A 23,988-nucleotide genomic window follows, 5' to 3' on the forward strand; every position below is an offset into this window, starting at 1 on the left:
AACTACACCACCGCCGCGGCGGCGGATACACCGGAAAACGCCGGATCAGACCTCGAGCAGTTCGGATTCCTTGTGCTTCACCAGCTCGTCGAGCTGGCCGACATATCTGGCCGTAGTCTTGGACAGCTCCTTCTCGGCCCGGCCGCCCGCCCCGGCCCGGGGCCAACCCCCACCGCCCCGCCGCCACTACCCAACGGGCCCCGGTTGGGGGGGGGCCGCGCGGGGCGGCCCGCGGGGCCCGCCGGGCCCGGAACTCGAGCCAATCGAGCAGCCAGCGGATCGGCGTGCGTCCGTTGATCCGGATCACCGCGGTCAGCAGTAGTCCGGCGACGATCAGCGCCGCACCCCACAGCGGCAGGTACGCGGACAACCCGGCCACCACCACACTGCCTCCGATCGCCATCACTGCGAAGGGGCCGCGTTCCACGCCGGCGACCCGGCGGGCCGGTGCACGCACGACCCGTTCGGCGGTCACCGTCACCGCGACCTCCGGCGCGTACTCACACCGTAGGTGGCGCCGGCGCCGACCAGCACCGCCGCGACGATCACGATCGCGGCGGTGATACCGGGCCTGGCATCCGGCGGTCGTGGTGCGGGCGGTAACTGGAAGTCCGAGGCAACGAAGAGCCCCTCCGGTGGTTCGGGGGGCGTGCGATAGCTCAGCGCGGCAACCGGATCGATGAGCCCGGCACCGACTGCGTTGTCGATACCACGGGCCGGGGCATGGGCAGATACGGCGAGGCGGGCCGTGATCTCGGCGGGTGTTTCGTTCGGATACCGGGATTTGATCAATGCCGCTACGCCGGCCGTGTACGCGGCGGCATAGGAGGCCCCGCCGACGGGCCCGAGTTTTCCGGGGGTGCCGACGCCGTTGATCAGCCCCGGGCTGCCCGGGCCCAGGGATTCGATACTCGTACCGGGCGCGGCCACCGTCACCCATGGACCCCTGAGCGATTCGTCGACAGGTCCGCCGTGAGCGGTAGTCATTCCTACCGACAGCACCGACTCACTGAAGACACCTGGGGCGGAGGCAGTCCGGACATCACGCCAGTTACGTGGGTCACTCGGCCGGGCCGGATCGTAACCGGGGTTCTGGGTGTTGCAGCCCTGACCTCCGGTGTTACCCGCACCGGCCACGATCAGCGATCCACGTGAATGCACGGCGTATCCGACCGCTTCCGCCAGCACACCCAGATCGGCACCGGAATCGGTATCGACACAGATCGGCAGTGGTACAGCGATGATTCCCGCGCCGAGGTTCGCCGCACGAATTATGGCCCGCGACAACGTCCGCAGTTCCCTCGCCTGGCGCGCACGCTCGTCCCCCACGAACTGATCCGGCCGGATTGCGCCGGATCGGTAGCGGATGGACAGTATCCGCGCCTCCGGCGCGACCCCGGTGAACCCGTCCGCCGGATCGGCTGCGCCCGCGATGATCCCGGCAATCAGCGTGCCGTGGGCGTCACAATCCTGCAGTCCGTCCCCACCCGCGGTCATGTAGTCACCGCCTGGTGCCAGCGTGGGCAAGCGCGGATGCGGTGATACCCCGGTATCGACCACGGCTACCGTCACACCGGCGCCGCGGCTCAGGGTGCGTGCCTCGGCAAGATTCAACGCCAGCTCCGCCGGCGGTGTCCGCGATATATCGGTATCGTCCAGCACACCGGTCGCCAGGCAGCCGCTGTCCTGTTTGGTGGGACCTTCCGGTCCCGGCGGGCCGTCCGGCGGTGGTGCGCCCACCACGGCCTGTGGCGGCTCCATCGCGGCCGCAGGCCCACCACTGACGCTCACGACGAGTACGGCCAGCGCCGCCGCCAGGACCCTGCCCGGTCCCATCAGATTCCTCGCATAGCGGTGTAGATACCCATGATCCAGAAGGCGATCACGGGGACCACCAGAATGAGCCCGTACTCGATCAAGTCGATGATCCTGCGGGTAACCGGTGTCAGCCGCTTACCGGGCAGACGTAGTGCGGCCGTCAACGCGGCGGCGGCGATCACTGTCACGATGAGAACGACGGCCAGGCGTGCGAAAGGAGATCCATAGGCCCCCACCAGTACCGAGCCGACGCCGAGCACCGTCACCGAAGATCCCGAGATCAGCGCAATCGCCTGGATACGGTCGGGGTACCAGCGCGAACGCATGGCCAGGAGTCCGGCAACCGCAGCCCCCATGACTATTTCACGGATACCGCCCGGACTCACCGCCGCACAGATCACGGTCGCCACCGACAACAGCCCCGAAATGGCCACCACGAGCCCACGCAGGCTGGTGACCGCCAGTCGCGCCCGGCTCTCGATACCTACCTCGTTGCTGCGCCGCGTTTGCTCCGCGGCTGCCGCATCCTCGGCGTCCTGCTCCACATCGCGGTGGGTTTCGGCATCGAAGATATCGGTGAGCGTGGCAGGGTTCACTTCGTTGCCCGGGTCCGGCAGGTCGGGGGGCCGGATCTTGGCGATCAGCACGGCGATCCGAGGGGCGAGAGTGAGCAGCACCAGGCCGACGAACACCGCACCGCCGGCGACCTGCCTGGTGACGAGGTCGAAGTAGGTCAGGGGAAGCACTGCCGCGGTGACCGTGATACCGAGAACGGAGATGCTCATCAAGGTCGCGATACCCGAACCCGTGAGCCGCATCATCGCCATCGCCGCCACGGCCGTGACCACGGCTCCTGCCGCGATATTGGCCGGCGCGAAGGGCCCCGGCTCACCGTAGGCCGGCGGCACCAGCATTGCACTGCCGGCGAACAACAGCGGCAGTGCGGCGAGAGCGGCGCCCAGCGAGATCCGCCGTTTGGCCCCGCTACCGCGGATCGCGACAGCCGCCGCCCAGCACAGCACACCGAGTAGCAACGCCGGTAGACCGCACCACAACAGCGAGGCCGTCTGCGTCCACGTCCAGGACAGCATGCCGGCGATTCCTGCGGCACCGATTCCGAAGACCACCAACCCGACAACGGCCGCGGTATCGGCATCGAATTCGGCGAACTCACGCTCGTTGATGAGGGCCAGCGCATCGGTGATGTCCTCGACGACCGGCGTGAACACCTCGGCCGATTCGACCGGAGCGAGCATCAGGACTGTGCCGTCGACGATATCGTGATCGCCCAGGCTGCGCCAGCGCGGGATCGGCGGCTCGCCCGGCCGCGCCAGACTCCATTGGCCCTGCGGCGGACTGAAATCCACCTCCGGGTCACCGATCGCATCCGCGAGTACCGCCACCAGATCGTCGATGAAGGTTTCCACGGTGAACTTGGTCGGTACCACCACGTCCACCTGATAGGTGGCAACCATCACCGCGATCCGGGCGCGCGCGACCTCGGCCGGGGCCGCCCCGCCCGCGGGGGACGGCGGCGCCGTCTGCACTGCGGTCACCGCATGGCTCCGGGTTCACCACCGGACGGATCGGCCGAATAGCCGGGGAAATCATCGGCCAGACCGGCCGCCAGATCTTCGAATGCCAGCGCGGTTTCCTTCTGCAACATGCGCAGATCGATCTCGCCGCCCTCGGCGAGATGCGGATCGAACGGTATCTGCACGGTCGGCCGCTGGGCCGAGGCGAACAGCTTCTCGATGGCTTCGACATCCACCGTGGGTTTGACCGGATGCTGCCGCACGATGGCGACCATCGAACTCGCGATCAGATGTTCGAACCCGTGGGAATTCAGCCAGTTCAGAGTGGCTACCGCGCCGGTCACACCGCCCACAGTCGCGGGTGTTACCACGACTACCGCGTCACTGGAGTGCAGGACACTGTTCGTCGAGGAATCGAGCACACCGGTTCCACAATCGACCACGAGCAGATTGTAGTGGCGCCGCAGTATCTGTACTCCGCGCCGGTACTCGTCTCCTGTCAGTGCCTCGGCTGCATCGGTGTTCCACGGCGACGCGATAACAGCCAGGTCCGCGGTATTGACCGCGGTGTAGGAGTGGACAGCGGAGAAAGAGTCGAGCCGTTCCCCTGCCGCGGCGAGATCGCGCAGGGTGAGCCCATATTGATGCCGTGCCGTACGGCTGGACAGATCGCCGAAATCCGGGTTGGCGTCGACGGCGACCACTCGATCGGGCCGTAGCCTGGCAAAGGTGGACCCGAGACCCGCGGCGGTTGTGGTGCGGCCGACCCCGCCCTTCACGCTCACCACCGCGACCTGGTACGGCGCGGTGAGCTGGCGGCGGATCCGGGTACGGCGGCTTTCGGCACGCTGTTCGGCCGGTGAAAGCCCGATATTGAAACCGACTTTGTTGAGCGCACCGCGCACGCCCTTGTTCGAGCGCAGGTGCGCCTGCCGGACCGCCGCGATCTCGGCGAGCAGCTCGGCAGACGCCAGAGCGGGCGGCAGAACCTCTATCCGGCCGGTGGTTTCGTAGGCCTGCCGGTTGATGCGGTCGGGAACTCGCGATTGGTCCGTTGTGGGCTGCGCCGGTACGGGACCCGGCGACGCGCCGTACCCGCCGTGGATACCGGGTTGCGCGGCCGGATTGTGTTGTGCCGCGTAATTCGTGGAGGCAGCTGCTGCGGGCGGTGCCATACCTGGGCCGGGTTGCGCGGGTCCGTGCCCTGTATCCCCTGGAGAAAGCCCGTCGGGCCGGTTGACGGCGGCGCCGGCCGAAGCCGGGCCCGGCTCCGGAGTTGCTTGCTGTTGACGCTGCGCAATCGCCTGCCGTTCGGCCTCGGCCGCTTGCTGATGCGCGTCGGCTGCCCGTCGACGCAGCTCGGCCAGCTCACCGTCACCGATCCCGCTCGTCTCCGGCCCCGGCGACGTGGCGGGTTGTGGTGCCGGACCGGCGACCGGTGAGGATATCGTTCCCGGTTGCGGTGCCGCGCCGTTGTGTTGAGAGGAAGTACCGGAATCCGCCGGGGCGGCCTCACGGGCCGGTTGGTCCGGCTGTGGTTCGGATATCGAGGAACCATTGCTCACCGCGGCACCGGCCGAATTCGCTGCTCCCGGTGCGGGCGCCTCCGGCGGACGATCCTCGAGCTGTGCGAAGTACGCGTCGTACCCACCCCTTGTGAGCGCCGCGGAAGCGTCGCCGTTGGTTGTCGGTGCCCGGTTCATCTCACCGTCCTCTCATCCAGCACTGGAACGTCAACCGGTGCGCGCGGTATCGAACCAACTGCTCCCCGGCAGGAGCTCTGCCAGGGTGTTGATACCACTGTGCAGAGCTGCGCGGTCACCCGGCCGGAAGGTCTTGTGCATCCGGCCGTCCAACGCCACGCTGGGGGTGATCACGAACCGCCCGGATAACGTGTCCAATACGTTCATACAGATTGTGAAGTCGGGTGTTTCGGGGCCGCCGTCCCGATGTTCGATCATGAGCACCTCGGCTTGGCGGACGATTTCGCCGAGGGCGCGGGTGAGCACATTCGCGGTCCGCGGTGTGGCACCCAGGTCACGCAGCCCGGCCCGTACCCCGTCCGAATCCTGCGGCGGATCGTCCGGTTCGGCATCGACCGATGTGAAGGGGTCGAAATCCAGTTTCGGATACTCACCGAGTACAGATTCCAGAACTGCGGTGAGCGTATCCGGCTGCGACCCCTTGTGGAATACCGACTGGATGACGACCTCGTCGTCACAGCGCACGGCGAGGACGTGCTGTTCCCCGCTGCGAACGAAGGACAGGCGCAGCATGGTCGGGGCGTGCCCGCCGCGACCGTTGTCGATCACCCGGACGGCCAGCTCGGTATCCGGCCGGGCCAGACACCGCAGCCAACCGGCCACCACCGGATCCACCTCGCCGCCGGAGATGATTCCGTCTGCGGTGAGCTGGTCCACGACCGCGGCCCGGACTCGGTCGCGGTCGGAGATCCGGAAGATGGTCGGCATAATCGCGAGGACCAGAGGATAGTTGTCGATGCCGACCAGATCCTTCAGGACAAGGGCGGCATCGACATCGAGATCCACCGATACCGGGTCCCCGGATTCCACCGCCGCCGATGCTGCGCTCATCGACGCGTGGTCGGTCAATGCGACACTCGCCTCCTCACACTATGCCCGCGAACAGCCTGTAGACATTCGCGTCCGCATCGGTGATCATCCGGGCGGCCCCGGAGGTCGCGCCCTTCAGCTGAGTAATACTGCTCCGGTAGGCTTCGAGCCGCTTCTCCAGCTCCTGCGCCGTACCCGAATAGCCATCGGAGCCTTGGCCTTTGAACGCATCCAGCAACCCATTTTTCAGGCGCACCAGATCTGCGAGATTTTCTTCCATCTCACCGATAACAGCCTGCACCATTTCCATATTGGTGTCGATAATGCCATTATCGGTATAAATAGGTTTAGCCATCGAATTCTACCTTTCCGGTACGAATGATTGACGAATCAGGTGGCGGAAGTTCAGAAGTTGGTATCCACCTTCGGATTGGCGATCAAAGTTGTGGCCGCATTGGACGAACTTACCTCACCGTCCACGCTACCGCCGCCGAAAGAGCCGAGATCGGCGTTCATCCGGCTCATCACCTGGCTCATGGCATCCGCATCCTGCTGAGCGAACTGCGAACTCGCATTCACGATACCCTGGACGATCTGCTCGTGATACCGCGCAACGGATTCACCGGCCCTGATGGTTTCGGAGAAACTTCCGTTGACCGCATCGCCGGCCACTCCCTTGAACGCACCCTGCAGCTCCATCTGCACTGCTTTGAGTTTTCCGAGCAGCGCCTGATGCCGCTGCGCCGGCCCGTCCGACTGCTTGACGAAAGTCAGCAGTGCTTCTTCACTTGCCTCGGTTACGCCAGGTTTACTTCCGGGTATCCCCGGGGCGGCACTTGCACCTTCAGCCATGATGTTCTTCCTTCCATTGCTTCGGCGATCCCCGGCCACTTACCGGGTGCTGTATCCATTCTCCGTCTCGGTCTCTTCGCCGAGCTGGTCCAGTACTCCCACGAGTGAGGAGTCCACGGACAGCTCGATATCCGGTTCTTCGTCCCGGTATTCGATGATTCCGATATCCGGTGGCCGTTCCAATTCGGGAACCTCGAACTGCTCGCCCGGGGCGAAAACCTTCCCCTTCGCCGTTTCCTCCTCCTGGCGACGCCGCCGCATTCGCGCGGTCGGCGCCGATACCCGCTTCGGCGCAGTGCGGGCCGGTGCCGCCGGAGCCGCAACGGGATTGCTCGCGCCGAAAGCCATGCCTTTCCCGGGGGCCCACCCCGTGGGTAACCGGAAACCGGTAGCCGCACCCGGCATCGAACCGATACCGCCGCGGACCATCCCGTATCCGGCCAGCGCACCGGCGCCGCCGTTGAGAGCTGCCAGCGTCGTCGACTGCGACGAAACCCCGAGCAACGGGCTGGATGTCGATGTATCGGCACCGTAGCCGTCGAGGCCGGGGCCGTATCCGGGCTCGGGCGTCATCGGCTGTTGCGGGTCGGGCAACGGCTGCCCGTCCGAACCCGAGGGCCCCGGGTCCGGCCCTTCGCCGCCGGAGCCGGAACTCCCGCCGTCACCACCGGTCTCCGGTCCGCCACCGGAAGATTCGGAACCCCCGCCGGGGCCCGGCCCGGGCCCGGAGTCCGTGGGGATATACGGGCTGTCGGGCCCTTTGTCGGCCAAATTGTGCAGTAGACCGGTGACCTCCGGACCAGGCGGCGGCGGCCCCGCCCCCGGGCCCGGCATCGCGATCGGCGGCGGCGGTGTGAGCGAGCCCGCCGTCGCGGCCAAGTCCAGGAGCAGGCCCACAGCTCCGAGCTCGTAGCCCATCATGGCACTGCCGGCGCGAATCCTCAGCTCGTGATACTTCGCCTCCAACAGGGCATGGGCCGCGCTTGCCGGGGCGAAAACCAATGCTGCGGCCGCAGAAACCGGACCGGCACCGGCCGAGGCAACCGCCCCACTGGTGGCCATCACCGCGGCTGTTGCCGCCAGCGCCGCCATCACCATTTCGATCTCGAGCCTGGGCGGCATCGCCGCGAGTGCTGTGCTGTGCAGCTTCACCCCACGACCGGCCAGCTCGGCCACCTGCGCCGCGATGCGGGCTTGATCCTTCACCCACTGGTTGTGCTCGGCGAATGCCGCCTGTGCACGCTGGGCGCTCATCCCGGCGGGCCATGCCTCCCCCAGGTCTTTCAACAGACCTTCGGTACCGGCCGCCGCCGATTCGAGCGCATAGTCCACCGTCGAATAGGCACGTGCAGCGTCGTACATCGGAGCCGCGCCGGGCCCGCTATCGATCAGGTCCCGATTCTGGATCGGCTCCAGCGCGAAGTACTCGAAGAAAGGCATAGCACCCTCACTCCGCGACCAGGTCGATCAGTTTCCGTGTACCGAAGCAGCCACGGCATCGCCGACGGCGGCGACCGATACACTCCCGGCAGTATCCGTCGCCTCGAAGGTGCCAGCGGCCGGAATTATTGTGGCGACGCCGTTGAGCTTCGCGACGCTACCGGCAGCCAGGAGAGTGGACAACACTGCTCCGAACGAGCTGAAACCGACCGACATGAGTACGCCCGGCATATGGAATCCGGTGGGGGCCGGCATCAGCTCCGGTGTCGTGGCGTTGACCGTACCGGTCAGATTGGCTTCCTGCGCAGTAAATGCCGCGCTGATCGCCGGCAGCAGATCAGGGGTGATTTGGATAGGGATCATCGAGGCTCCGATCGATCAATCTCCACGCCCGTCACCAACTTCCGGTAACAGAGCAGTACACAGAGAACGCTAGGCCATTCCCGGCACTGGGGAGTCCCACTGAGCGGCCCCCGGGCACAGTCGTCACTCGGGTATCCACGCCGCTTGCACCAGGTCCTTCGTCGATGTCAGCGGTTCCACCAGAATTCCGCGGCCCACCGGCTGCTTGGTGGGTTTCACATCGCCGATGAGCATCCCGTCCAATCTCGTGCCGTCCATGATCAAACCGGACGAGTTCAGGTTCTTGACCTGACCGAGCACACTGTCGTACATGGCACTGTCCGCCTGCGCGATATTGCGGGCGGCGACCAAATGGAAACCGGTATCGCGGCCGTCGACGATGAGATCCTTCAGCGAGTCCAGCGGATTCATCTGGCCGCGCTGGGCGACCATATGGTAGTCGTCGACCACCACGAAAATCTCCGGCCCGCTCCACCAGGACCGTTCCTTGAGCTGCTGGGAGGTCACCCCGTCCGGTGGCCGGCGAGTCCGCAGCCGCTCCGCGACGGCCGGCAGGTTCTCCACCAGATCCCGGCCGCTGGTCAGATATCCGACCAGCATTTCCGGCGGCAGCGCGTCCATGTGCTGACGGCGATAATCGATCAGCAGCACCCGCGCCTCATCGCTGGTGAAGCGGGTCCGAATCGACTCCAGCAGAGCCGCCAGCACAGTCGACTTCCCACAGCCGGACGAACCCAGCACCACGAAATGGGTGGACAATCCGAAGTCGATCACAGCGGGCGCCAGATCGGATTCACGAATTCCGAAGGGAATCGCCAGGCGTTCGGCCAGATTGGTGGGGCGTGGGACGGCGGCCAGGATTTCCGGCATCGTCACCTGGGCGGGCAGTAGCCGGACCGCGGGCGCCTGCCGCCCCGGATAGGTCTGGCTCACCTGGGTGATCGCCGCGCTCAACCCGGCCGCCGCGGTATCGGCGTCTCCGCTGCCGTCGATACGAGGCAGCGCGGTCAGCATATGGAGGGCGTCGTTGGAAATACAGCGGCCGGGGCGATTCGGAGGCACCGCAGCCACGACGGCCCGATGCGCGTTGAAGGCCGTATCGGTCAGGTCACCCAGCCTCATCTCCAGCCGTGTCTGGATCAGGTCTTTGATATTCGGCCGGATCGCTGCCCAGCGTGAACTGCTGATCACCAGGTGCACACCGTAATTGAGGCCCTGCAGGGCCACGGTTTCCATCGTCGGCATGTACTCGTCGTAGTACGGGCCGTTGACAGCGAACCCGATATCCCAGCCGTCCACGACGATGAAGACATCACCGTGCTCATCGCCGTAGGACGACAACTCGGCCGCCCCTTCAGGTGTGCTCCGCCGTCGCCGGAATTCACGCATGGAATCGATACCGAGGTGGTCGAACAGTGCCTGGCGGGAGGCGATCACATTCCGGATCAGCGCGAAGGTCCGCCGGATCCGGTCGACATCGCGCGCCGCGGCCACGGAACCGACGTGTGGCAACGTCCGTATCGAGGACAGGCCGCCGGAGAAATCGAAGCAGTAGAACTGCACCTGCTCGGGAGTATGGGTGAGCGCAGCCGAGAGAATCAGTGTCAGCAGGGACGTGGATTTACCCGATTGCGGTCCACCCACCACCGCGACATGACCACCCGCCCCGGAAAGATCCACAGACCAGACGTCCTGGCGCTGCTGACGCGGTCTGTCGATGAGCGCCCACGGCAGCCGGAGCGCGCCGGGCTCGACGGCCTGGCTCAACCGGTCCAGCGTCGGAGGTACGCCCAGTGGTGGCAACCACATCTTGTGCGCCGGGCGCCCGTGCCGCGCGAACTGCTGCAGCACGGTTTCCATGACGGTCTCGGGTTCGCCGTCGTTTTCCTCGGGTTCGGGCACCGTGAGCGGCTCGACCACCTGTACCGGGCGTGATTCCACAATGCGCGCGGCGGTGAAGCGCTGCGGCGGTTTGTACCCTCCCCCGGGACGGCGGGCTCGCTGCGCGCTCGACGCCGTGGCCTGGGCCGGCGGGCTGTACGGCGCACCCACATATGCTGCCTGGAACCGCTGGAGATCACCGGCGCCGACCCGCAGATAGCCCGACCCCGGCTTCTTCGGCAGATGGTAGGCATCGGCGGTGCCGATGGCATCGCGGGAGTCGCTGGTCTGGTTGGTGCGCAGCGCGATCCGATAGGACAGGTGCGCCTCGAGTTCACCCATTCGGTTCGCCGGTACCTTCTGCGAGGACAGCAGCAAATGGATCCGCAGCGATCGCCCCAGGCGGCCGATCGCCACGAAGAGTTTGGAAAAGCTCGGGTGCTGTTCCAGCAGTTCGGCGAATTCGTCCAGAATGATCAGCAAGGTCGGCAGCGGCTCGAACCGCGCACCCTGTTCCCGTGCCTTCTCGTAATCCGCGACACTGGCGAAGTTCCCCGCGTCACGCAGGATACGCTGCCGACGAGCCATCTCGCCGTTGATCACGTCTTCCATACGAGTGACGAGGTCGGCTTCCTCCTCCATATTCGTGACCACCGCGGTCACATGGGAGAGCCGGTCGAACCCGAGGAAGGTCGCACCCCCCTTGAAGTCGACCAGTAGCAGGTTCAGCACATCCGGGGAATGCTGGGCGACCGCGGAGAGCACCAGCGTGCGCAGGAACTCCGATTTACCCGACCCGGTCGCGCCGATGCACATTCCGTGCGGGCCCATACCTTCCTCGGCGGATTCCTTGATATCCAGGAAAACCGGCTGACCGGTGGGGTCGTGTCCGAAGGGAATGTTGAGACGATTGCGGTCGGCATCGCGGCGGGCCGGCCACTGCCTGTCCACCCGGACATTTCCCGGATCGGTGATGCCGACCATATCTTCCCAGGACGTACTCCCGCTGGCCTGCTCCGCGGCCACCGCCTCCACCACGGTGGACAATCGGTAGGGAGAAAGGCGCCGCGCGATCGCCATCGCCTGCGGCACCGACATGGTATCCGCGGTGCCGACGAGGCGGCTGCCACGTGGCGTTATCTCCTCGAGCGTGTGCTCCGCACCGACGGTGAACCTCAGTGACCGCGGCAGCGACTGCTCGGACTCACCCAATCGCAGCCAGGTGCAGCCGTCGATACCGGAGATGTCACGGTCGGTGTTCGCACCCCCGGATTCGACGAGCAGTACGTAATGCGATTTGTCCATCGTCGGCTCGTTGTTCGCGGAGAACGGCCCACGATTGAGGCCGGCCAAAACTTTGGTCCGCAACTCGGCCACGGTGCGATACACCATCCGGCTCGACCCGATGGCATCCGTTTCGGTCGGATGCTGGGTGTGCGGTAGCCATTTCAACCATGCCCATTCCGGACTGTCCGGATCGTTGAGTACCGCGGCCACCGCGACCTGATCGGGTCCGTGCAGGACGGTGATCTCGGCGACCATTGCCCGGGCCAGCCCGGCCACCGCGGCCTGATCGCCGTCCAGGCCGACCAGCGGGGCCGACAACAGATTGATCGCCACCGGCATACCGCCGACAGTCGAATACGCCTTGGCGAACCTGGTCAGCTCGACCACCCCGACCGGATCGAGATCGGAGGTCGGGGCGGCTTCCGGAACGATGACCCGGACCTGGTTCGCGATCCGGCCACGCCCCATCCGGACTCGGAGGAACTGCGGATTGGCGACCTGCACCTCCCACATCCGGTGGCCGCCGACCAGGCGGCCCAGCCCCATCGGTCCCGGATGCGTATAGGAAAGATATTCGTACAGCTCGGTTTCGGCTTCGTGCACGGTTTTGCGGTTATCGGTGATCGATCGCAGGTAGTCCTTGCGTTCCTCGTTCAATCCCGCCGCAGTACTGTTCGCTCCCCCGCTACCGCCCAATGTCCCGCCGAGCATGCCGACCATCGACACGATCATCATCATCGGGAACATCATCATCATCGGGGACATGGCGCGCCCACCGGAGAACATCATCGCCATCATCCCGATCATGGCCACCACCATGATCAGCGGCATGATCATCTTCAGCCGCGACAGCGGCACCGGCCGAGGCAATTCGGTCGGCGGTTGCAAACGCAATTCGGTGACGGCCGGAGCCTTGGGCCCACGCACCATCCGGGCCGGCCGCACGAATCGGCGAGTCGCCGTCATTTCTTGCCCTGCATCTGCACACCCGCCATATTCGTCGGTATACCGTCGTGCTGGATCATCGCGTCGGCCACCGAAATGGTCGGCCCCACCGCGAACAACGAAACGATGCTCCACGGCGCGGGCGGCGGTTCTTTCAGGCCGAGCGCGGACAAGGTCTTGTCGCCCTTACCGCCTTGTACATCCGCGTCGATCCCGTGGCGGACACCACTGTCGGTGATCCAGAACAGGGACTCACGCAGGGGTGAGCCGGGTTCGGCGCCGGTGACCTGGACGAACTTTCCGGTGTCCCGGGGCAGATACGCATAATCGGCGGTTGCGCCGCCGGACCAGGGCGCCGTGACGAGCTGCACGGTCCGGCCCCGTTCCTGCTGGGCGAGCGGGAGCTCCCGGCCGAACAGCAGCCTGGTGTGCGCGTTCGGATCGGTACCGGTGCGGGCCCAGTGGTAGCAGGTGATCAGGTCACCGATGGGGTCCAGGATCTCGACCGGCTGCGTCGGGTAGGTGGCCGTGCCCGGCCAGTCGCCGGGCCGCAGATTTGCCGCCGCCACATCGGGACTGATGGTTGTGGTGGCCACCGCTCCGTGTGAGTTCGCATTGCGCACGATGGCGGCCAGCACCGGACTGACCCGCACCAGTCCGGAATTCGAGACCAGATAGTAGACGGCGGGCTGATTCGGTGTGGACGAGGTGACGATGGAACCGACGACTGCGTCCAGTGTGGGTTTCAATATCACCGGCGCACCGGCATCCGGTACTTCGGGTACCCGGATCGGCGGCACCTCGGGAATGGCGCCGAGCAGGCCGGGCGAGGCGGCAGCCACCGTCGCCGTCGAGTCGATTCCGAGAGCCAGCAGCACAGGTGATTCGGCCATATTTATTTCTGCCCGTACCACACCCTTTTCCGTATCGTGGTAGACCAGCCAGGTCGCGTCTTCACCACGTAACAACCGCGCCTGCGGTGGGCGCATTTCATGAATGGTGTCATCGTCCACGGTCAGCGGACCGGCTATTGCCGTAGTGAGAACAGCGGAGCGGGACAGGATGGGCAAACCCGTCTTCGGGTCGACCGGCGCCGCCGCCCCCGTTCGGGCGGTATCACACACCGTCCATTCCGAATCCTTCTCGGCCACATCGTTTATTTGTCCCGGCGCGCCCGGAATACCGACCCAGGCGCCGCGCGGGTACTTCTCCAGTTCGCTACGCGAGACTTCGACCGGATTCGCGGGCTGCCCGACGATCAGTCGCGCCGAGGTCAGGTTGAGCGCGGGGTGCAGTCGCTCGCCGAGTTTCACATACAGTGCGCCACTGTCTTTTTCCGCGAGGATGGGCGAGTTCCCGACCGGTTTGGCGGGTTTGAAGAAGGCGAGGACAGCCGCCCCAGCGATACCCACACAGGCCAGCGCGACTCCGATGGCAAGCGCGGTGGACCGGCCCCGGGACGGGTCGTCGATCATCGAGGCGTCCCGGCGCACCAGGGCGTGCTCGATCCGATGGAGCAGAAACCGCCAACCCGAAACCTGGTGTTTGGTCACCACCCGGAAGCGTGCCACCGGTATATGTTCCTTCCGCCGACCTCGGCCACAACCTAACGCGCACCCCAGCGCCAGAGACTCCCCAACGCTGGGAATACCCTCCGAGTCGAACGGGTGACGTTACTTTCCGGCCGGCGCCAGCCCCTGCAGTGCCGCAGTGATATCGAAGGCATCCACGGTCATCAGTTCCTCGTCGGTGAGCGCCGCGATATCGACATTGTCCCGGGTGAACCGGAAATCGCGCTCGGCCTCGGCGGCCTCCACCACATTGCGCACGAACCGGCCGTTACCCGCCAGGTCGATGAGTCGCCGGCCGTTACGGCTCTGCTCCGACATCTCGGTACACCGGTCGCGCAGCACCTCACGCGCCTGATCGGACAGGATGGAATCCTTCTTGCCCGCGATATGGTCGGCGATCTGCACCAGTTCGGCCGGATCGTAGCTGGGGAAACGGACCCGTTTGGTGAAGCGCGAGGACAGGCCCTCGTTCGATTGCAGGAACCGATCGATCTCCGCCTCGTAACCGGCGATGATCACGACCAGTTTGTCGCGGTCGTTCTCCATCCGCGCCAGCAGCGTATCGACGGCCTCCTTACCGAAGGCGTCACCGCCGGAGAGCCCCTCCTGGATCAGGGTGTAGGCCTCGTCGATGAACAGCACGCCACCGAGCGCCGAATCGATCAGCGCGTTGGTCTTGGGCGCGGTATGCCCGAGGTGTGTGCCGACCATATCGTTGCGCGACGCCTCGATGACCTCGGCGTTCTCGACCACGCCGAGCCCGGCGAAAATCTTGGCGATCACCCGGGCGATGGTGGTCTTACCGGTTCCGGGCGGGCCGGAGAAGATCAGATGGTTGGACCGTGAATCCACGGCCAGCCCGCGTTTGGCACGTACCTGATCCATCAGCACGCCGGATTTGAGCCGGTCGACCTGCTCCTTGACCGAATCCATACCGATCTGCGACTGCAGAAGGTTCGATGCTTCCTCCAGGAGTGCATCGCGTTCGGCCTTGGCCGCGCTCGCCGCCACCTCGGCGGGATCGTCACCCGATTTCGGATTCCAGATATCGGTACGGGAGGCGATCACCGCGGGCGTGGTCACCTCGAGCCGGAAGTTCTTATCGCGGACGGCCTGCTGCCACTGCGGGCGATTCGGCCACAGACCGGACCCCTGCAAACCCTTGAGCAGCCTGTCCGCCGTCTCGTGTTCGCCGCTGTGCCGCTGGATCATGCCCAGCAGGTAGTGCGCGTCGGCCCAGATATAGGAAAGATTGCCGGATTGGCTGTCCTCCACGATCCGCTGCGCACGGGGCAGTGCCTCCCCGAACCGGCCGAGATGCGCGAGGGCGCTGGTGGCCATCAGTTCGGCGGCGATATCGAGCAACCCGTCCTCGAGTACCGGTTTCGCCGTCCGCGCGGTGAGCACATCGGGCCAGCGGCCGGTGCGATAGAACAGCGAAATCCGGGCGAAATCGGCGACATCGTCGCCGCGGAGTTCGTCCAGGATGGATGCCGCCTCTTGCCACTCACCACCGTCGGCGTATGCACAGGCCTGCGATATGGCTATCTGGTCGCGGTCGGCCATGGCTACCCGCAGGCCGAAGACGCCGATCTCCACCTGACACCACAGCGCTCGGTCGGCCAGTCCGGCACGCTGCTGGTCGCGGTACAGATTGTGGGAGGAGCGGTAGGCGCCGTAGATGACTTCCGGGGTGATTTCACCCGCCATCGCCCGGCCCAGCCAGGCATCGCACATATCCGGATCGAGATCAGTGGCCGCCGTGAACGCGGCGCGCGCATGTTCCTCGTTGCGCACCCCACCGGCGACCAGTCCCAAACTCTGCACGCCCGTGTAGAACGCGTCTTCGGCCGCTGACAACTCGGACTTCCCTTCCGCCGACCCTCGTCTGAAGGCAGGGTATGTCACGACGGACCCACCCACTCCCCGGCTATTTCCCCCCACTGGGAAGTGACGGCGGTGTAAACGGATTGCGGCGATTGCCGGATATTGCCCGGCCGAGATCCCGCACGCTCACTGCCCGCACGCATACATCCCTCATATTCTTTTATCCACTGTCTAGCGGCACATGATAGGACGGCAAGGTCCGGGCGAATCCGTGCCGGACCTCGACCTGCTTCCAGCCGGACCCCAAGCCCACCGGACCGCTGAACAATCAGAAGTGCAGCGCCTTTCATTTGCTACTTGTTCGCCTCACGCCGACGCAGAAGGAATACGGCCCACCCGCCGCCACTGACCGAATCCGCCGGCCACTACAATGGTTATAGCGCCGTTATTGAACGGTACATTATTCATGTATATAGTCAGCTGCAGGTCATCAGTTCCCTCATCCCTGATGACCTGCCCGCGGCGGCCGGTGGAAACAGCGAGCCACTGGCCGCCGCACTCGACTGTCAACCGCGCGGAGGACCTTCGTCCCGTAACGGCGGAGCCGAAACCACTGCGGCCCGCCCGGCTTCGTCGCGTTCCGGCTCCGGTGCGACCACCGCGGCCGTGCCGGATTCGCCCCCCGCCCCTTCGGGCTCGGCCCGCGATCCGGAGACCGCGATCGAAGGTGGTGGGCTCTCCTTCGCCGCCACAACCGCAGGACGCGGCGGAACCGGCTGCGCCGCTGTCTCGTCCGGCTTCGACCACGGTGTCGGTGTGGACACCGGTTCATTGGCCGGCCGAGCCCAGGGACTCCGCTTCCGCAGGCCGCCCGACCGACTCGCAGCGATACCCGCACCGGGCGATTTCGTCCCCGGCGCAGGCCCCACAGCGCGATTCGCCTGCCCGGTGGCCTGCGCGGCGGGCCGGTTCCACGGATTCGGCTGATCCCGTGCCTGACCGGTCGCGGCGGCCCCGCCCGGCGGCGTTTCGGTCCGGTCACCCGGCACCGTGTGGGGCGCGTTTCCGGCAGCCTCCCCCACACCTGCGGCCGAATGAGCGGCTGGGCCGATATCGGTTGCTGCCCTGACAGGCTCGAGCGACGCCGGAGCCGGGCCCCGCGCCGCATCCGGCCCGCGCGCCGCATCCGCTTCGGCACGGATACCGGCAACCTCCGGCCCCGGTGCGGCGGCCGGCGTCGGCGCGGCCTCGATGGACGACCCGGCCTCGGACCGGGGGGCGGTCGCCGGGGGCGGCCCGTTACCCGGCGCCGAGACGCCACCCGGTGCCGCCGCCCCACTTCCGTCCGGTGCGGCCGATCGCGGCGGGCTCTCGGCCGGATCCGGCGTAACACTGTCCCCCGGAAGATGCCCGCCCCGGGCAGGACCGGGTATCCAGTTCCGCTGAGCCGGGTTGTCGGCCGGGACACCGGACCCCGGAGGCCCACTCGGCGCGACCGTCGGGCCCGGGCCGGTCGTGCCGGGCCGGCCGCCGGCAGCGGAAGGCGTGGCGCCCCCCGGCGGGCCGACCGGCGTACTGAAATCGAGCGCCGCGACATTCTCACCGAACTTGACCGCATGCTTCATGATGTCGTCGGCGTGATCGTCGAGAACCTGGGCGTAGCGCCGGAGTTCGTCCGGGTCGACGAGCACCACGTCACTGCGCCCGGGGTCCACGCCCAGCATATCGGCGCTCGCGCCGTACACCGCGCCCTGGACCATGTCCGAAACCGCCGCCTCCAGCGGTTCGATTGCCTTGCCCAGCACCTCCGCCACGATGTACCCGACGAGCACCTCCTCCATGGCACCGACCAACCGCCGAGCCGCCAGCGCCAAGCTCTGGCCCAGCGCGGCCGAGGCCCCGGAGGTGACCACAGTGGCGGCCATCGCCGCGGTATAAGCGGACGCGAGCAACGCGAGTTCGGCCAGCACCGCCACCTTCACCGCGGTGATCACATCCGCGGCGATCTCCAAGGCGGTGGCGACGATCCTGCACAACTCGTCGAGCCGCTCCATATGTGTGGAGCTCAGTTGCGCCCAGGACGCCACCAGAGCGCGGTACGACTGCCCCTGATAGACCCCGCCCATCTCGGAGATCGTGCCCGTGGCCGATTCGTGCGTTTCCGAAACCTCGTCCGCGAAGGTGCGCACATGCCCGGCCAGCTCGCGCACCTGGTCCTCATCGATATCCGGGTAGGGCACACCGATGAAGTTCAGGAACGCCACGACTTCATGGGGTAGCTCAATGGCCAAGGTCGAGAATCCTGCTCAGACGACCCGGATCACCACGGCATCGGGGGGCATGCGCGAATAGGTTACCGTGGCACCCGAATACGGCGCTTCGATCACCATCCCGTTTCCGGCGGCCAACTGCACATGTTCGGGCCCGCGGGCGCTGAACGATCCGGCCGGGAACACCAGATCGCCCGCCCGCACATCGCGTGGATCGATACGTTCACCAGCGTAGATCTGTTCATAGGTGGTCCGCGGTAGCACCACTTCACCATCGGTGGCCTGTGCGATGGCGTACTGGGTCAACCCGGAACAGTCGAATCCGCCGCCGCTGGGGCCGCCCGCGCCCCCGCCGCCCCAGATGTAGGGCAGACCCAGGGCACCGTCCGCGGCCTGCGCCGCCCGGCCGCCTTTCGTCTTATCCCAATTCCGGCGGGTTCGCCGGCGCACCGGTTGCGTACCGACCTGCTGGCCCGACACCATTCGGGGACGCCGGCGGCGCCGCCTCTTACGGGGGGCCGGCGACGCGGCATGTGCGCGGCGGCCGGCGAGCGCCACCGGCGGCATGATCTGCGCCGCCTGTCTGCGTGCCGCGTCGATATCGGCGTTCACCTGCCTGGTCGCGTTGGCGATGGTCTGCTGGGCGGAATCGAGCAGTGCCGGACCGCTAAATCTTGTATCGCCGACGGCGGTGATGGCCTGGATACGCGTCTGCAGATCGGAGATCTGGGTCGTGAGGATCCCGCGGCCGGTGAGCGTGCCGGTTCCCGATTCGGTGACCGTCTTGCCCACGATCCCGTCTCGCCCGTGCTGTGTTTCCAGCACGGTTCGATGGATGCCCAGTTTGTCCCCGTACCCGTGGGCTCCGAAACCGGAAAGCCGGCTCAGCTCGGTGGCCGCACTCTGCGATAACGCCGCCGAGACACGATCGGCGGGCTGCCCCGCTCCGTACAGCCCGAGCAACTCCTGCAGTACGCCGTGCACATCGTCGGTCAGTGCGGGCATTCGATCAGCTCACCCTCGCCCATCGCACCGACTTACCTCCCTGCCCCGGCACCCCGGGCAACTTTTCGGCAATACAGCCCTCTTATTTGTTTCGACTATGCGACAACACCCGCGTGAACGACGGCGGTCCTATTCCCATCCTCAGGAAGACAAGACAATGAAGGAGACAGCACGGGAGGGCGACGACAGCGGATGGAAACAGCAACGACCGACGCGGAACTCGAAACCCCCGATACCACCCCGGAGACCAGGACCGCAGACACCGGCCCCACGGGGCATCGGCTCTCGACCACGTCCGGTTCGGCGGAACCCGGATCCACCACCGCCCTGGACGGTAACCGAGTACTGGCCGCCGAGAACAAGACCACGAGCGAAACCACCGGGACGCCCACTGGGGCCAAGGCGGAGAACGCGTCCGGTTCCGCCGCCGCCGGGACGTCCGGTGGCTTGCAGGTCATCTCCGCGCCCGGTGGCTCGAAACCGTTCTACAAGATCTCGCTGGTACGACTTCCCGACGAACCGGATGTCAACGCCTTCATCGAGAGTGCTGAGCAGGCGATGCAGAAGTCGGTGGACATCCTCGGCTTCGGGCGCACCGATCCGCCGCCACCACCCGCGAGCGGAAAGACTCCGGACAAGGTACAGGCGGCGAACCTGCCGGGATCCGGCAGAGGCTTCGAACAGTACCAACAGCAGGTGATGTCCGCGGGCGCCCGGCAGGACTCCATGGTCGATATGGACGCCCAGGTGGGCGGCACTTCACAGCGGGTTGCGGCCGAGCAGGCTCAGACCCTCTTCGCCATCCAGCACATCGAGGCCGATCTCAACGCGGCCTTGCGGTCGGTCCGCGGAAAAAAGCTCAACGCCGCCCAGCAAGCTGCCATTTTCGACCATATCGCGGCAGCGGTAACGGCTGTCCACGACAAGGTCAGTGCCGCACAGGACACCAACATCGATGCGGCAGGCGGCGGTTCGGGCGCCGGCGGGTCCGGCGGCGGCACGGCCACTCAGGCCGGCGCGGCCATGGGGAACGCCATGGGTGGTATCGGGTCGATGCTGCCGATGCTGGCCATGCTCCCCATGGCCCTCATGCCGATGCTGCCCGAGCTCCTGGGGCAGAAGGACAAGGACGAAGAGGAGGGCGAAGCCCCGCCCAGCGAACCGGCCCCGTCCCCCGGCGGACCCACACCCATCGACCCCACCGCTCCTCAGGGCGCATCACCCACCCCCGGCGAGACTGCACCACCGAACGGGAACACGCCACCGTCGGGGACCCCGCAGACCGATATACCTTACGGCCCGACACCTCCCAGCAAACAGGTCTGATCGCCCGGGGTGCCCGCGCGGGCGGGCGATCGCCGATATCGGATTCGAAGGGCCGAGAAGCCCTGGGTCTCATGCCGTGTGCACCCGCGGGCCATCGCAGGCACCGGATAGCCGACCACCACAGACACCCGCACGCCGACAACCGGACGGCGGATGCTGTCCCGCTCGGTGTGTTGCCGAATCCGTCGCCACCCGAACAGGACAGCGGTGCATGTGGAATTCGGCGATATCGCCTCTCCGCCGCGCACCGGCCGGCCTCGGTGAAATTGCCGATCGGCGAATTTGCCGATTACCGGTGCTACGGCGCGGAGCGTGGACTCAGTTGGTGTGCCGAGTTTCCGGCGGCGGCGCGACGGGCGGCGCAACAGCACCCGCCGGCGGACCGGAACCGGTATCCGGAGCAGATACCGCACCGGTGGGAGCGGTGACCGGGGACCCGGCGGCACCGGCAGGACGCTCCACCGCAGTGTCCTCACCGGCAGCCACGGTTGCCGGCAGTACGACGAATGCGGGATGCTCCACGATCTGGCTGTGCGCGTACACGGCGTCACGGAGCACCTGACGATCCGGCTCCTGGTTCAGTAAGGCCACCAGCTCATTGCAGCGCCGTTCCCAGACCAGCGCACGCAGCATGGCGACCTCGTCGTCCACCCGGATGGCGCCGAGATCGACCCGGCCCACATCGACTCGCTGCGAGACCATGGTTGCCGCCAGCAGATCGTCGGCCTCCCGGAGTTCGTCCCACCAGGATGCGGGAATCTCCTCGGCTCGTTCGATCTTGGCCAGGATCCGGTCCCGGAGCGCACGGGTCCCGAAGGCATCTCGATAACCCGGTATCGCGATGCGCCCGAGCTGGGCGTGGGCATCCACCGCCAGCCCGACGCATCGGGCGCGCACATCCGAGTCAGCCACGGCCGCTACCGATTCCAGCGCCGGAACCGATCCGGTGATTCCGAGCCGATCGGCGGTGTCCGGGGTGAGCACCTGCAGGTTCACATCGGCGGGGGGGGGGGGGGGGGGGGGCCCCCCGCGCCGGCCCCGCGCCGCCCCGCCCCCCCCCCGGCGGCGGGGGGGGGGCCGCCAAAATTACAGCTCGAAGGTTTCGCCTGGGGTTACCGCGTGGACGGGGCCGGTGAATTCGGCCTTCGCCTCGGCGATGACGTCTTCGCGGGAGGTCCACGGTGGGATGTGGGTGAGGAGTAGTTCCCCGACACCTGCCGCGGCCGCGATCCGGCCGGCTTCGGTGCCCGAAAGATGTATGCCCTCGGGACGATTCGCCGGATCGTGGGTCCAGGAGGCTTCGGCCATGAGAACGTCGGCGCCCTGGGCCAGTTCCTGAACGGCCGAGCAGACGGCGGTATCGCCGGTGTAGACGAAGGTGCGGCCGGCCGCGGTGACGATACGCAGTCCGTAGGACTCCGGCGGATGGAACATTCGGCGCGCGGTGAGGGTGTGGCCGGGACCGAACTCGACCGTTTCGCCCTCGGCCCACGGCCGGAAATCGATCACATCGGACCAGTCGTCGCATTCGCCACCGACCTCGGCGGAAGCATTACCGATTCGCAGCGGGGCGTCGGAGGGCCCGCGGACGATGGCCTGCCCGGTGGGCGGTGTCGGATGGTAGCGCCGCCAGACCAGCAGTCCCGGCAGATCCAGGCAGTGGTCGGCGTGTAGATGGGTGAGGAAGATGTCGACCTCGCCCGGATCGGCGTATCGCTGCAGCGCGCCGAGGATCCCGGGACCGAAATCGATGACCACCGGCGACATATCCGGGCCGGTGAGCAGATAACCCGACGCTGGGGAATCCGGGCCGGACACGCTGCCCGAGCACCCGAGGACCGTGAGGCGCATGCTCCCATGCTGCCACGATGTTTCCCGATTCAAGACTGCATCCCCCGAAAATACTGGCCGCATCCACGGTCACCGGGGTGGGATGGCCGTCCCGGTGCGCAGTTGCCGGCGGTGTCGACGTTCATCAGTGGAGAGTACCCAGCCGGCGATCAGTCCACCCATTGCGCCGAAAAGGTGCCCCTGCCAGGAGATTCCGTCTTGACCTGGGAGAACGCCCCACAGTAGGGAGCCGTAGAAGGCGAGGACCACCACGCCGAGAACGATCTGGCCGATCCGGCGGGCGAACCAGCCGCGGCAGATGAGGTAGGTGAGCCAGCCGAAGACCAGTGACGATGCGCCGATATGTATGGAGTTCGTGCCGCCGGTGAGCCAGGTGCCCAGGCCCGCGACGATCCAGATGATCGCCGTGGCGGCCAGCCCCCGGCCGATACCGGTGGCCAGCGTAAGGAAGCCCAGGATCAGCACCGGCAGCGTATTGCCGATCAGATGGTCCCAGCTGCCGTGCAGCAGCGGCGCGAACAGGATGCCGTCCAGGCCGTCGACGGCACGCGGTTCGATCCCCGCGGTGCAGTCGATGCAGTAGTCGATGATCGAATCCACCGATTCGATCAGATACAACAGGACCACGAACGCGGCCATCAGCACCGCGGCCCGCCCCCAGTCCCGGCCGGCGGTGAAACGGGGCCGGCCGGCGGGTGCACCGGCCCCGCCACCGGAGGCCGGCCGGAGCCCGGAAATACGCTCGGGGTCGAACGAAGCGCCCAGGGGTGCGCCACCGGTCATGACGATCTCCTCCTCGGCGCGACCAGGTCTCTACGCGCCTGATACCGAGGGTACTGGGTCGCCGGCCCTGCCCCACGGTGTCGCGTGTGCCACCCAGGTATCGAAACCGCGGAGGAAGCCGCACCGCACAGCCCCGCGGATCTCCGACCGACAATGCCATCGGCGGCAAGCTCAGCGCAGCCTCGGAGATCCCCCACCCCGACACAGCGGTGCCGCACCCATCATGACCGCCTTACGAGGCCCCTCGGACGTTCACATAACCCCCGGACCTGGACGCAACCACGGCGGTGCCCGAGCCTTGCGAGCCCCTGAAGGGTTCACATAACCCCGAAACCGGACGCAACCACGGCGGTGCCGAGTCTTACGAGGCCCTGAAAGGTTTTGGCCCGTCCCAGCTGTAAGCGCGAGGTGCAATTCGGCGCCGCCGCGGGCAAAGAGTGCGGGCCGCAGGGGCCAAAAGGGGGCAAAAACCCCCGCCCCCCGGGGGTTGCCCCCCCCGTTGCCCCCCCCCTCCCCCCCCCCCCCCCCGCGCCGCCCCCCCCTCCCCCCCCCCCCCCCCCCCCCCGCCCACGGGCCAAAACCTTTGAGGGCCTCGTAAGACTCGGCACCACGGCTGGTTGCGTTCGGGTGGGACCGAGAACTTTCAGGGCCTCGCTGGACT

At 66.8% G+C, this 23,988-nt stretch carries 17 protein-coding genes and 1 pseudogene; 1 reads left to right on the forward strand and 17 read right to left on the reverse strand.

The window, feature by feature from the left end; all coding sequences use genetic code 11:
- Positions 1-45 precede the first annotated feature (45 nt).
- From QH196_RS09065 to QH196_RS09130, 14 genes and pseudogenes are all read right to left on the reverse strand, one after another.
- Positions 46-144 (reverse strand): annotated as a pseudogene (locus QH196_RS09065) (ribosome recycling factor); the annotation flags it as partial.
- 333 nt (positions 145-477) lie between these two features.
- Positions 478-1,836, reverse strand: coding sequence for a type VII secretion-associated serine protease mycosin (mycP, locus tag QH196_RS09070; protein ID WP_280415312.1), 1,359 nt, complete (start codon positions 1,834-1,836; stop codon positions 478-480).
- The gene (gene eccD, locus QH196_RS09075) at positions 1,836-3,374 is read right to left on the reverse strand and encodes a type VII secretion integral membrane protein EccD (RefSeq protein WP_280415313.1); all 1,539 of its coding nucleotides are present in this window, start codon (positions 3,372-3,374) and stop codon (positions 1,836-1,838) included. The genes mycP and eccD overlap by 1 nt, the downstream gene beginning before the upstream one ends.
- Positions 3,371-5,056: an AAA family ATPase gene (locus QH196_RS09080; RefSeq protein ID WP_280415314.1), complete on the reverse strand. Its 1,686-nt coding sequence runs from the start codon at positions 5,054-5,056 to the stop codon at positions 3,371-3,373. The genes eccD and QH196_RS09080 overlap by 4 nt, the downstream gene beginning before the upstream one ends.
- A gap of 30 nt (positions 5,057-5,086) precedes the next feature.
- Positions 5,087-5,947 (reverse strand): ESX secretion-associated protein EspG, encoded by an 861-nt coding sequence (locus QH196_RS09085; RefSeq protein WP_280415315.1) that lies wholly within the window; start codon positions 5,945-5,947, stop codon positions 5,087-5,089.
- A gap of 34 nt (positions 5,948-5,981) precedes the next feature.
- A complete protein-coding gene (locus tag QH196_RS09090; protein ID WP_280415316.1) occupies positions 5,982-6,281 on the reverse strand; it encodes a WXG100 family type VII secretion target in 300 nt (99 codons plus the stop codon).
- 50 nt (positions 6,282-6,331) lie between these two features.
- Positions 6,332-6,778 (reverse strand): WXG100 family type VII secretion target, encoded by a 447-nt coding sequence (locus QH196_RS09095; protein WP_280415317.1) that lies wholly within the window; start codon positions 6,776-6,778, stop codon positions 6,332-6,334.
- A gap of 39 nt (positions 6,779-6,817) precedes the next feature.
- Positions 6,818-8,218: a PPE domain-containing protein gene (locus QH196_RS09100; protein ID WP_280415318.1), complete on the reverse strand. Its 1,401-nt coding sequence runs from the start codon at positions 8,216-8,218 to the stop codon at positions 6,818-6,820.
- 27 nt (positions 8,219-8,245) lie between these two features.
- Positions 8,246-8,581 carry a hypothetical protein gene (locus QH196_RS09105; protein ID WP_280415319.1) on the reverse strand — a complete coding sequence of 112 codons (336 nt, stop codon included), beginning with the start codon at positions 8,579-8,581 and terminating at the stop codon, positions 8,246-8,248.
- 123 nt (positions 8,582-8,704) lie between these two features.
- Positions 8,705-12,715 carry a type VII secretion protein EccCa gene (gene eccCa, locus QH196_RS09110; protein ID WP_280415320.1) on the reverse strand — a complete coding sequence of 1,337 codons (4,011 nt, stop codon included), beginning with the start codon at positions 12,713-12,715 and terminating at the stop codon, positions 8,705-8,707.
- Positions 12,712-14,265: a type VII secretion protein EccB gene (gene eccB / locus QH196_RS09115; RefSeq protein WP_280415321.1), complete on the reverse strand. Its 1,554-nt coding sequence runs from the start codon at positions 14,263-14,265 to the stop codon at positions 12,712-12,714. The genes eccCa and eccB overlap by 4 nt, the downstream gene beginning before the upstream one ends.
- 102 nt (positions 14,266-14,367) lie before the next feature.
- Positions 14,368-16,125: a type VII secretion AAA-ATPase EccA gene (eccA, locus tag QH196_RS09120; protein WP_280415322.1), complete on the reverse strand. Its 1,758-nt coding sequence runs from the start codon at positions 16,123-16,125 to the stop codon at positions 14,368-14,370.
- 533 nt (positions 16,126-16,658) lie between these two features.
- Entirely contained in the window at positions 16,659-18,383 is a 1,725-nt protein-coding gene (locus QH196_RS09125) for a hypothetical protein (protein WP_280415323.1), read from the reverse strand.
- Positions 18,384-18,398: 15 nt separating this feature from the next.
- Entirely contained in the window at positions 18,399-19,367 is a 969-nt protein-coding gene (locus QH196_RS09130) for a C40 family peptidase (protein ID WP_280415324.1), read from the reverse strand.
- A gap of 192 nt (positions 19,368-19,559) precedes the next feature.
- Here QH196_RS09130 and QH196_RS09135 point away from each other — a divergent pair, with 192 nt between their 5' ends.
- On the forward strand, positions 19,560-20,693 hold the full coding sequence (locus QH196_RS09135) for a hypothetical protein (protein ID WP_280415325.1): 1,134 nt from the start codon (positions 19,560-19,562) through the stop codon (positions 20,691-20,693).
- Positions 20,694-21,011: 318 nt separating this feature from the next.
- On the opposite strand, the gene QH196_RS09140 is transcribed toward QH196_RS09135, so the two are convergent.
- The 3 genes from QH196_RS09140 to QH196_RS09150 all read right to left on the reverse strand — a co-directional run bounded on the left by QH196_RS09140 (position 21,012) and on the right by QH196_RS09150 (position 23,327).
- The gene (locus tag QH196_RS09140; RefSeq protein WP_280415326.1) at positions 21,012-21,689 is read right to left on the reverse strand and encodes a hypothetical protein; all 678 of its coding nucleotides are present in this window, start codon (positions 21,687-21,689) and stop codon (positions 21,012-21,014) included.
- 90 nt (positions 21,690-21,779) lie between these two features.
- A complete protein-coding gene (locus tag QH196_RS09145; protein ID WP_280415327.1) occupies positions 21,780-22,544 on the reverse strand; it encodes a cyclic nucleotide-degrading phosphodiesterase in 765 nt (254 codons plus the stop codon).
- Positions 22,545-22,613: 69 nt separating this feature from the next.
- A complete protein-coding gene (locus QH196_RS09150) occupies positions 22,614-23,327 on the reverse strand; it encodes a rhomboid family intramembrane serine protease (protein WP_280415328.1) in 714 nt (237 codons plus the stop codon).
- Positions 23,328-23,988: the final 661 nt, after the last annotated feature.

Source organism: Nocardia carnea, from assembly GCF_029868325.1.
Taxonomy (GTDB): domain Bacteria; phylum Actinomycetota; class Actinomycetes; order Mycobacteriales; family Mycobacteriaceae; genus Nocardia; species Nocardia carnea_C.

Excerpts from the sequence above, each read along its gene's own strand:
- QH196_RS09085 (WP_280415315.1), bottom strand. The coding sequence starts at position 5,947 with ATGAGCGCAGCATCGGCGGCGGTGGAATCCGGGGACCCGGTATCGGTG.
- QH196_RS09090 (WP_280415316.1), bottom strand. The coding sequence starts at position 6,281 with ATGGCTAAACCTATTTATACCGATAATGGCATTATCGACACCAATATG.
- mycP (WP_280415312.1), bottom strand. The coding sequence starts at position 1,836 with ATGGGACCGGGCAGGGTCCTGGCGGCGGCGCTGGCCGTACTCGTCGTG.
- QH196_RS09145 (WP_280415327.1), bottom strand. The coding sequence starts at position 22,544 with ATGCGCCTCACGGTCCTCGGGTGCTCGGGCAGCGTGTCCGGCCCGGAT.
- QH196_RS09080 (WP_280415314.1), bottom strand. The coding sequence starts at position 5,056 with ATGAACCGGGCACCGACAACCAACGGCGACGCTTCCGCGGCGCTCACA.
- eccCa (WP_280415320.1), bottom strand. The coding sequence starts at position 12,715 with ATGACGGCGACTCGCCGATTCGTGCGGCCGGCCCGGATGGTGCGTGGG.
- QH196_RS09095 (WP_280415317.1), bottom strand. The coding sequence starts at position 6,778 with ATGGCTGAAGGTGCAAGTGCCGCCCCGGGGATACCCGGAAGTAAACCT.
- QH196_RS09105 (WP_280415319.1), bottom strand. The coding sequence starts at position 8,581 with ATGATCCCTATCCAAATCACCCCTGATCTGCTGCCGGCGATCAGCGCG.
- QH196_RS09150 (WP_280415328.1), bottom strand. The coding sequence starts at position 23,327 with ATGACCGGTGGCGCACCCCTGGGCGCTTCGTTCGACCCCGAGCGTATT.
- QH196_RS09135 (WP_280415325.1), top strand. The coding sequence starts at position 19,560 with ATGGAAACAGCAACGACCGACGCGGAACTCGAAACCCCCGATACCACC.
- QH196_RS09100 (WP_280415318.1), bottom strand. The coding sequence starts at position 8,218 with ATGCCTTTCTTCGAGTACTTCGCGCTGGAGCCGATCCAGAATCGGGAC.
- QH196_RS09130 (WP_280415324.1), bottom strand. The coding sequence starts at position 19,367 with ATGCCCGCACTGACCGACGATGTGCACGGCGTACTGCAGGAGTTGCTC.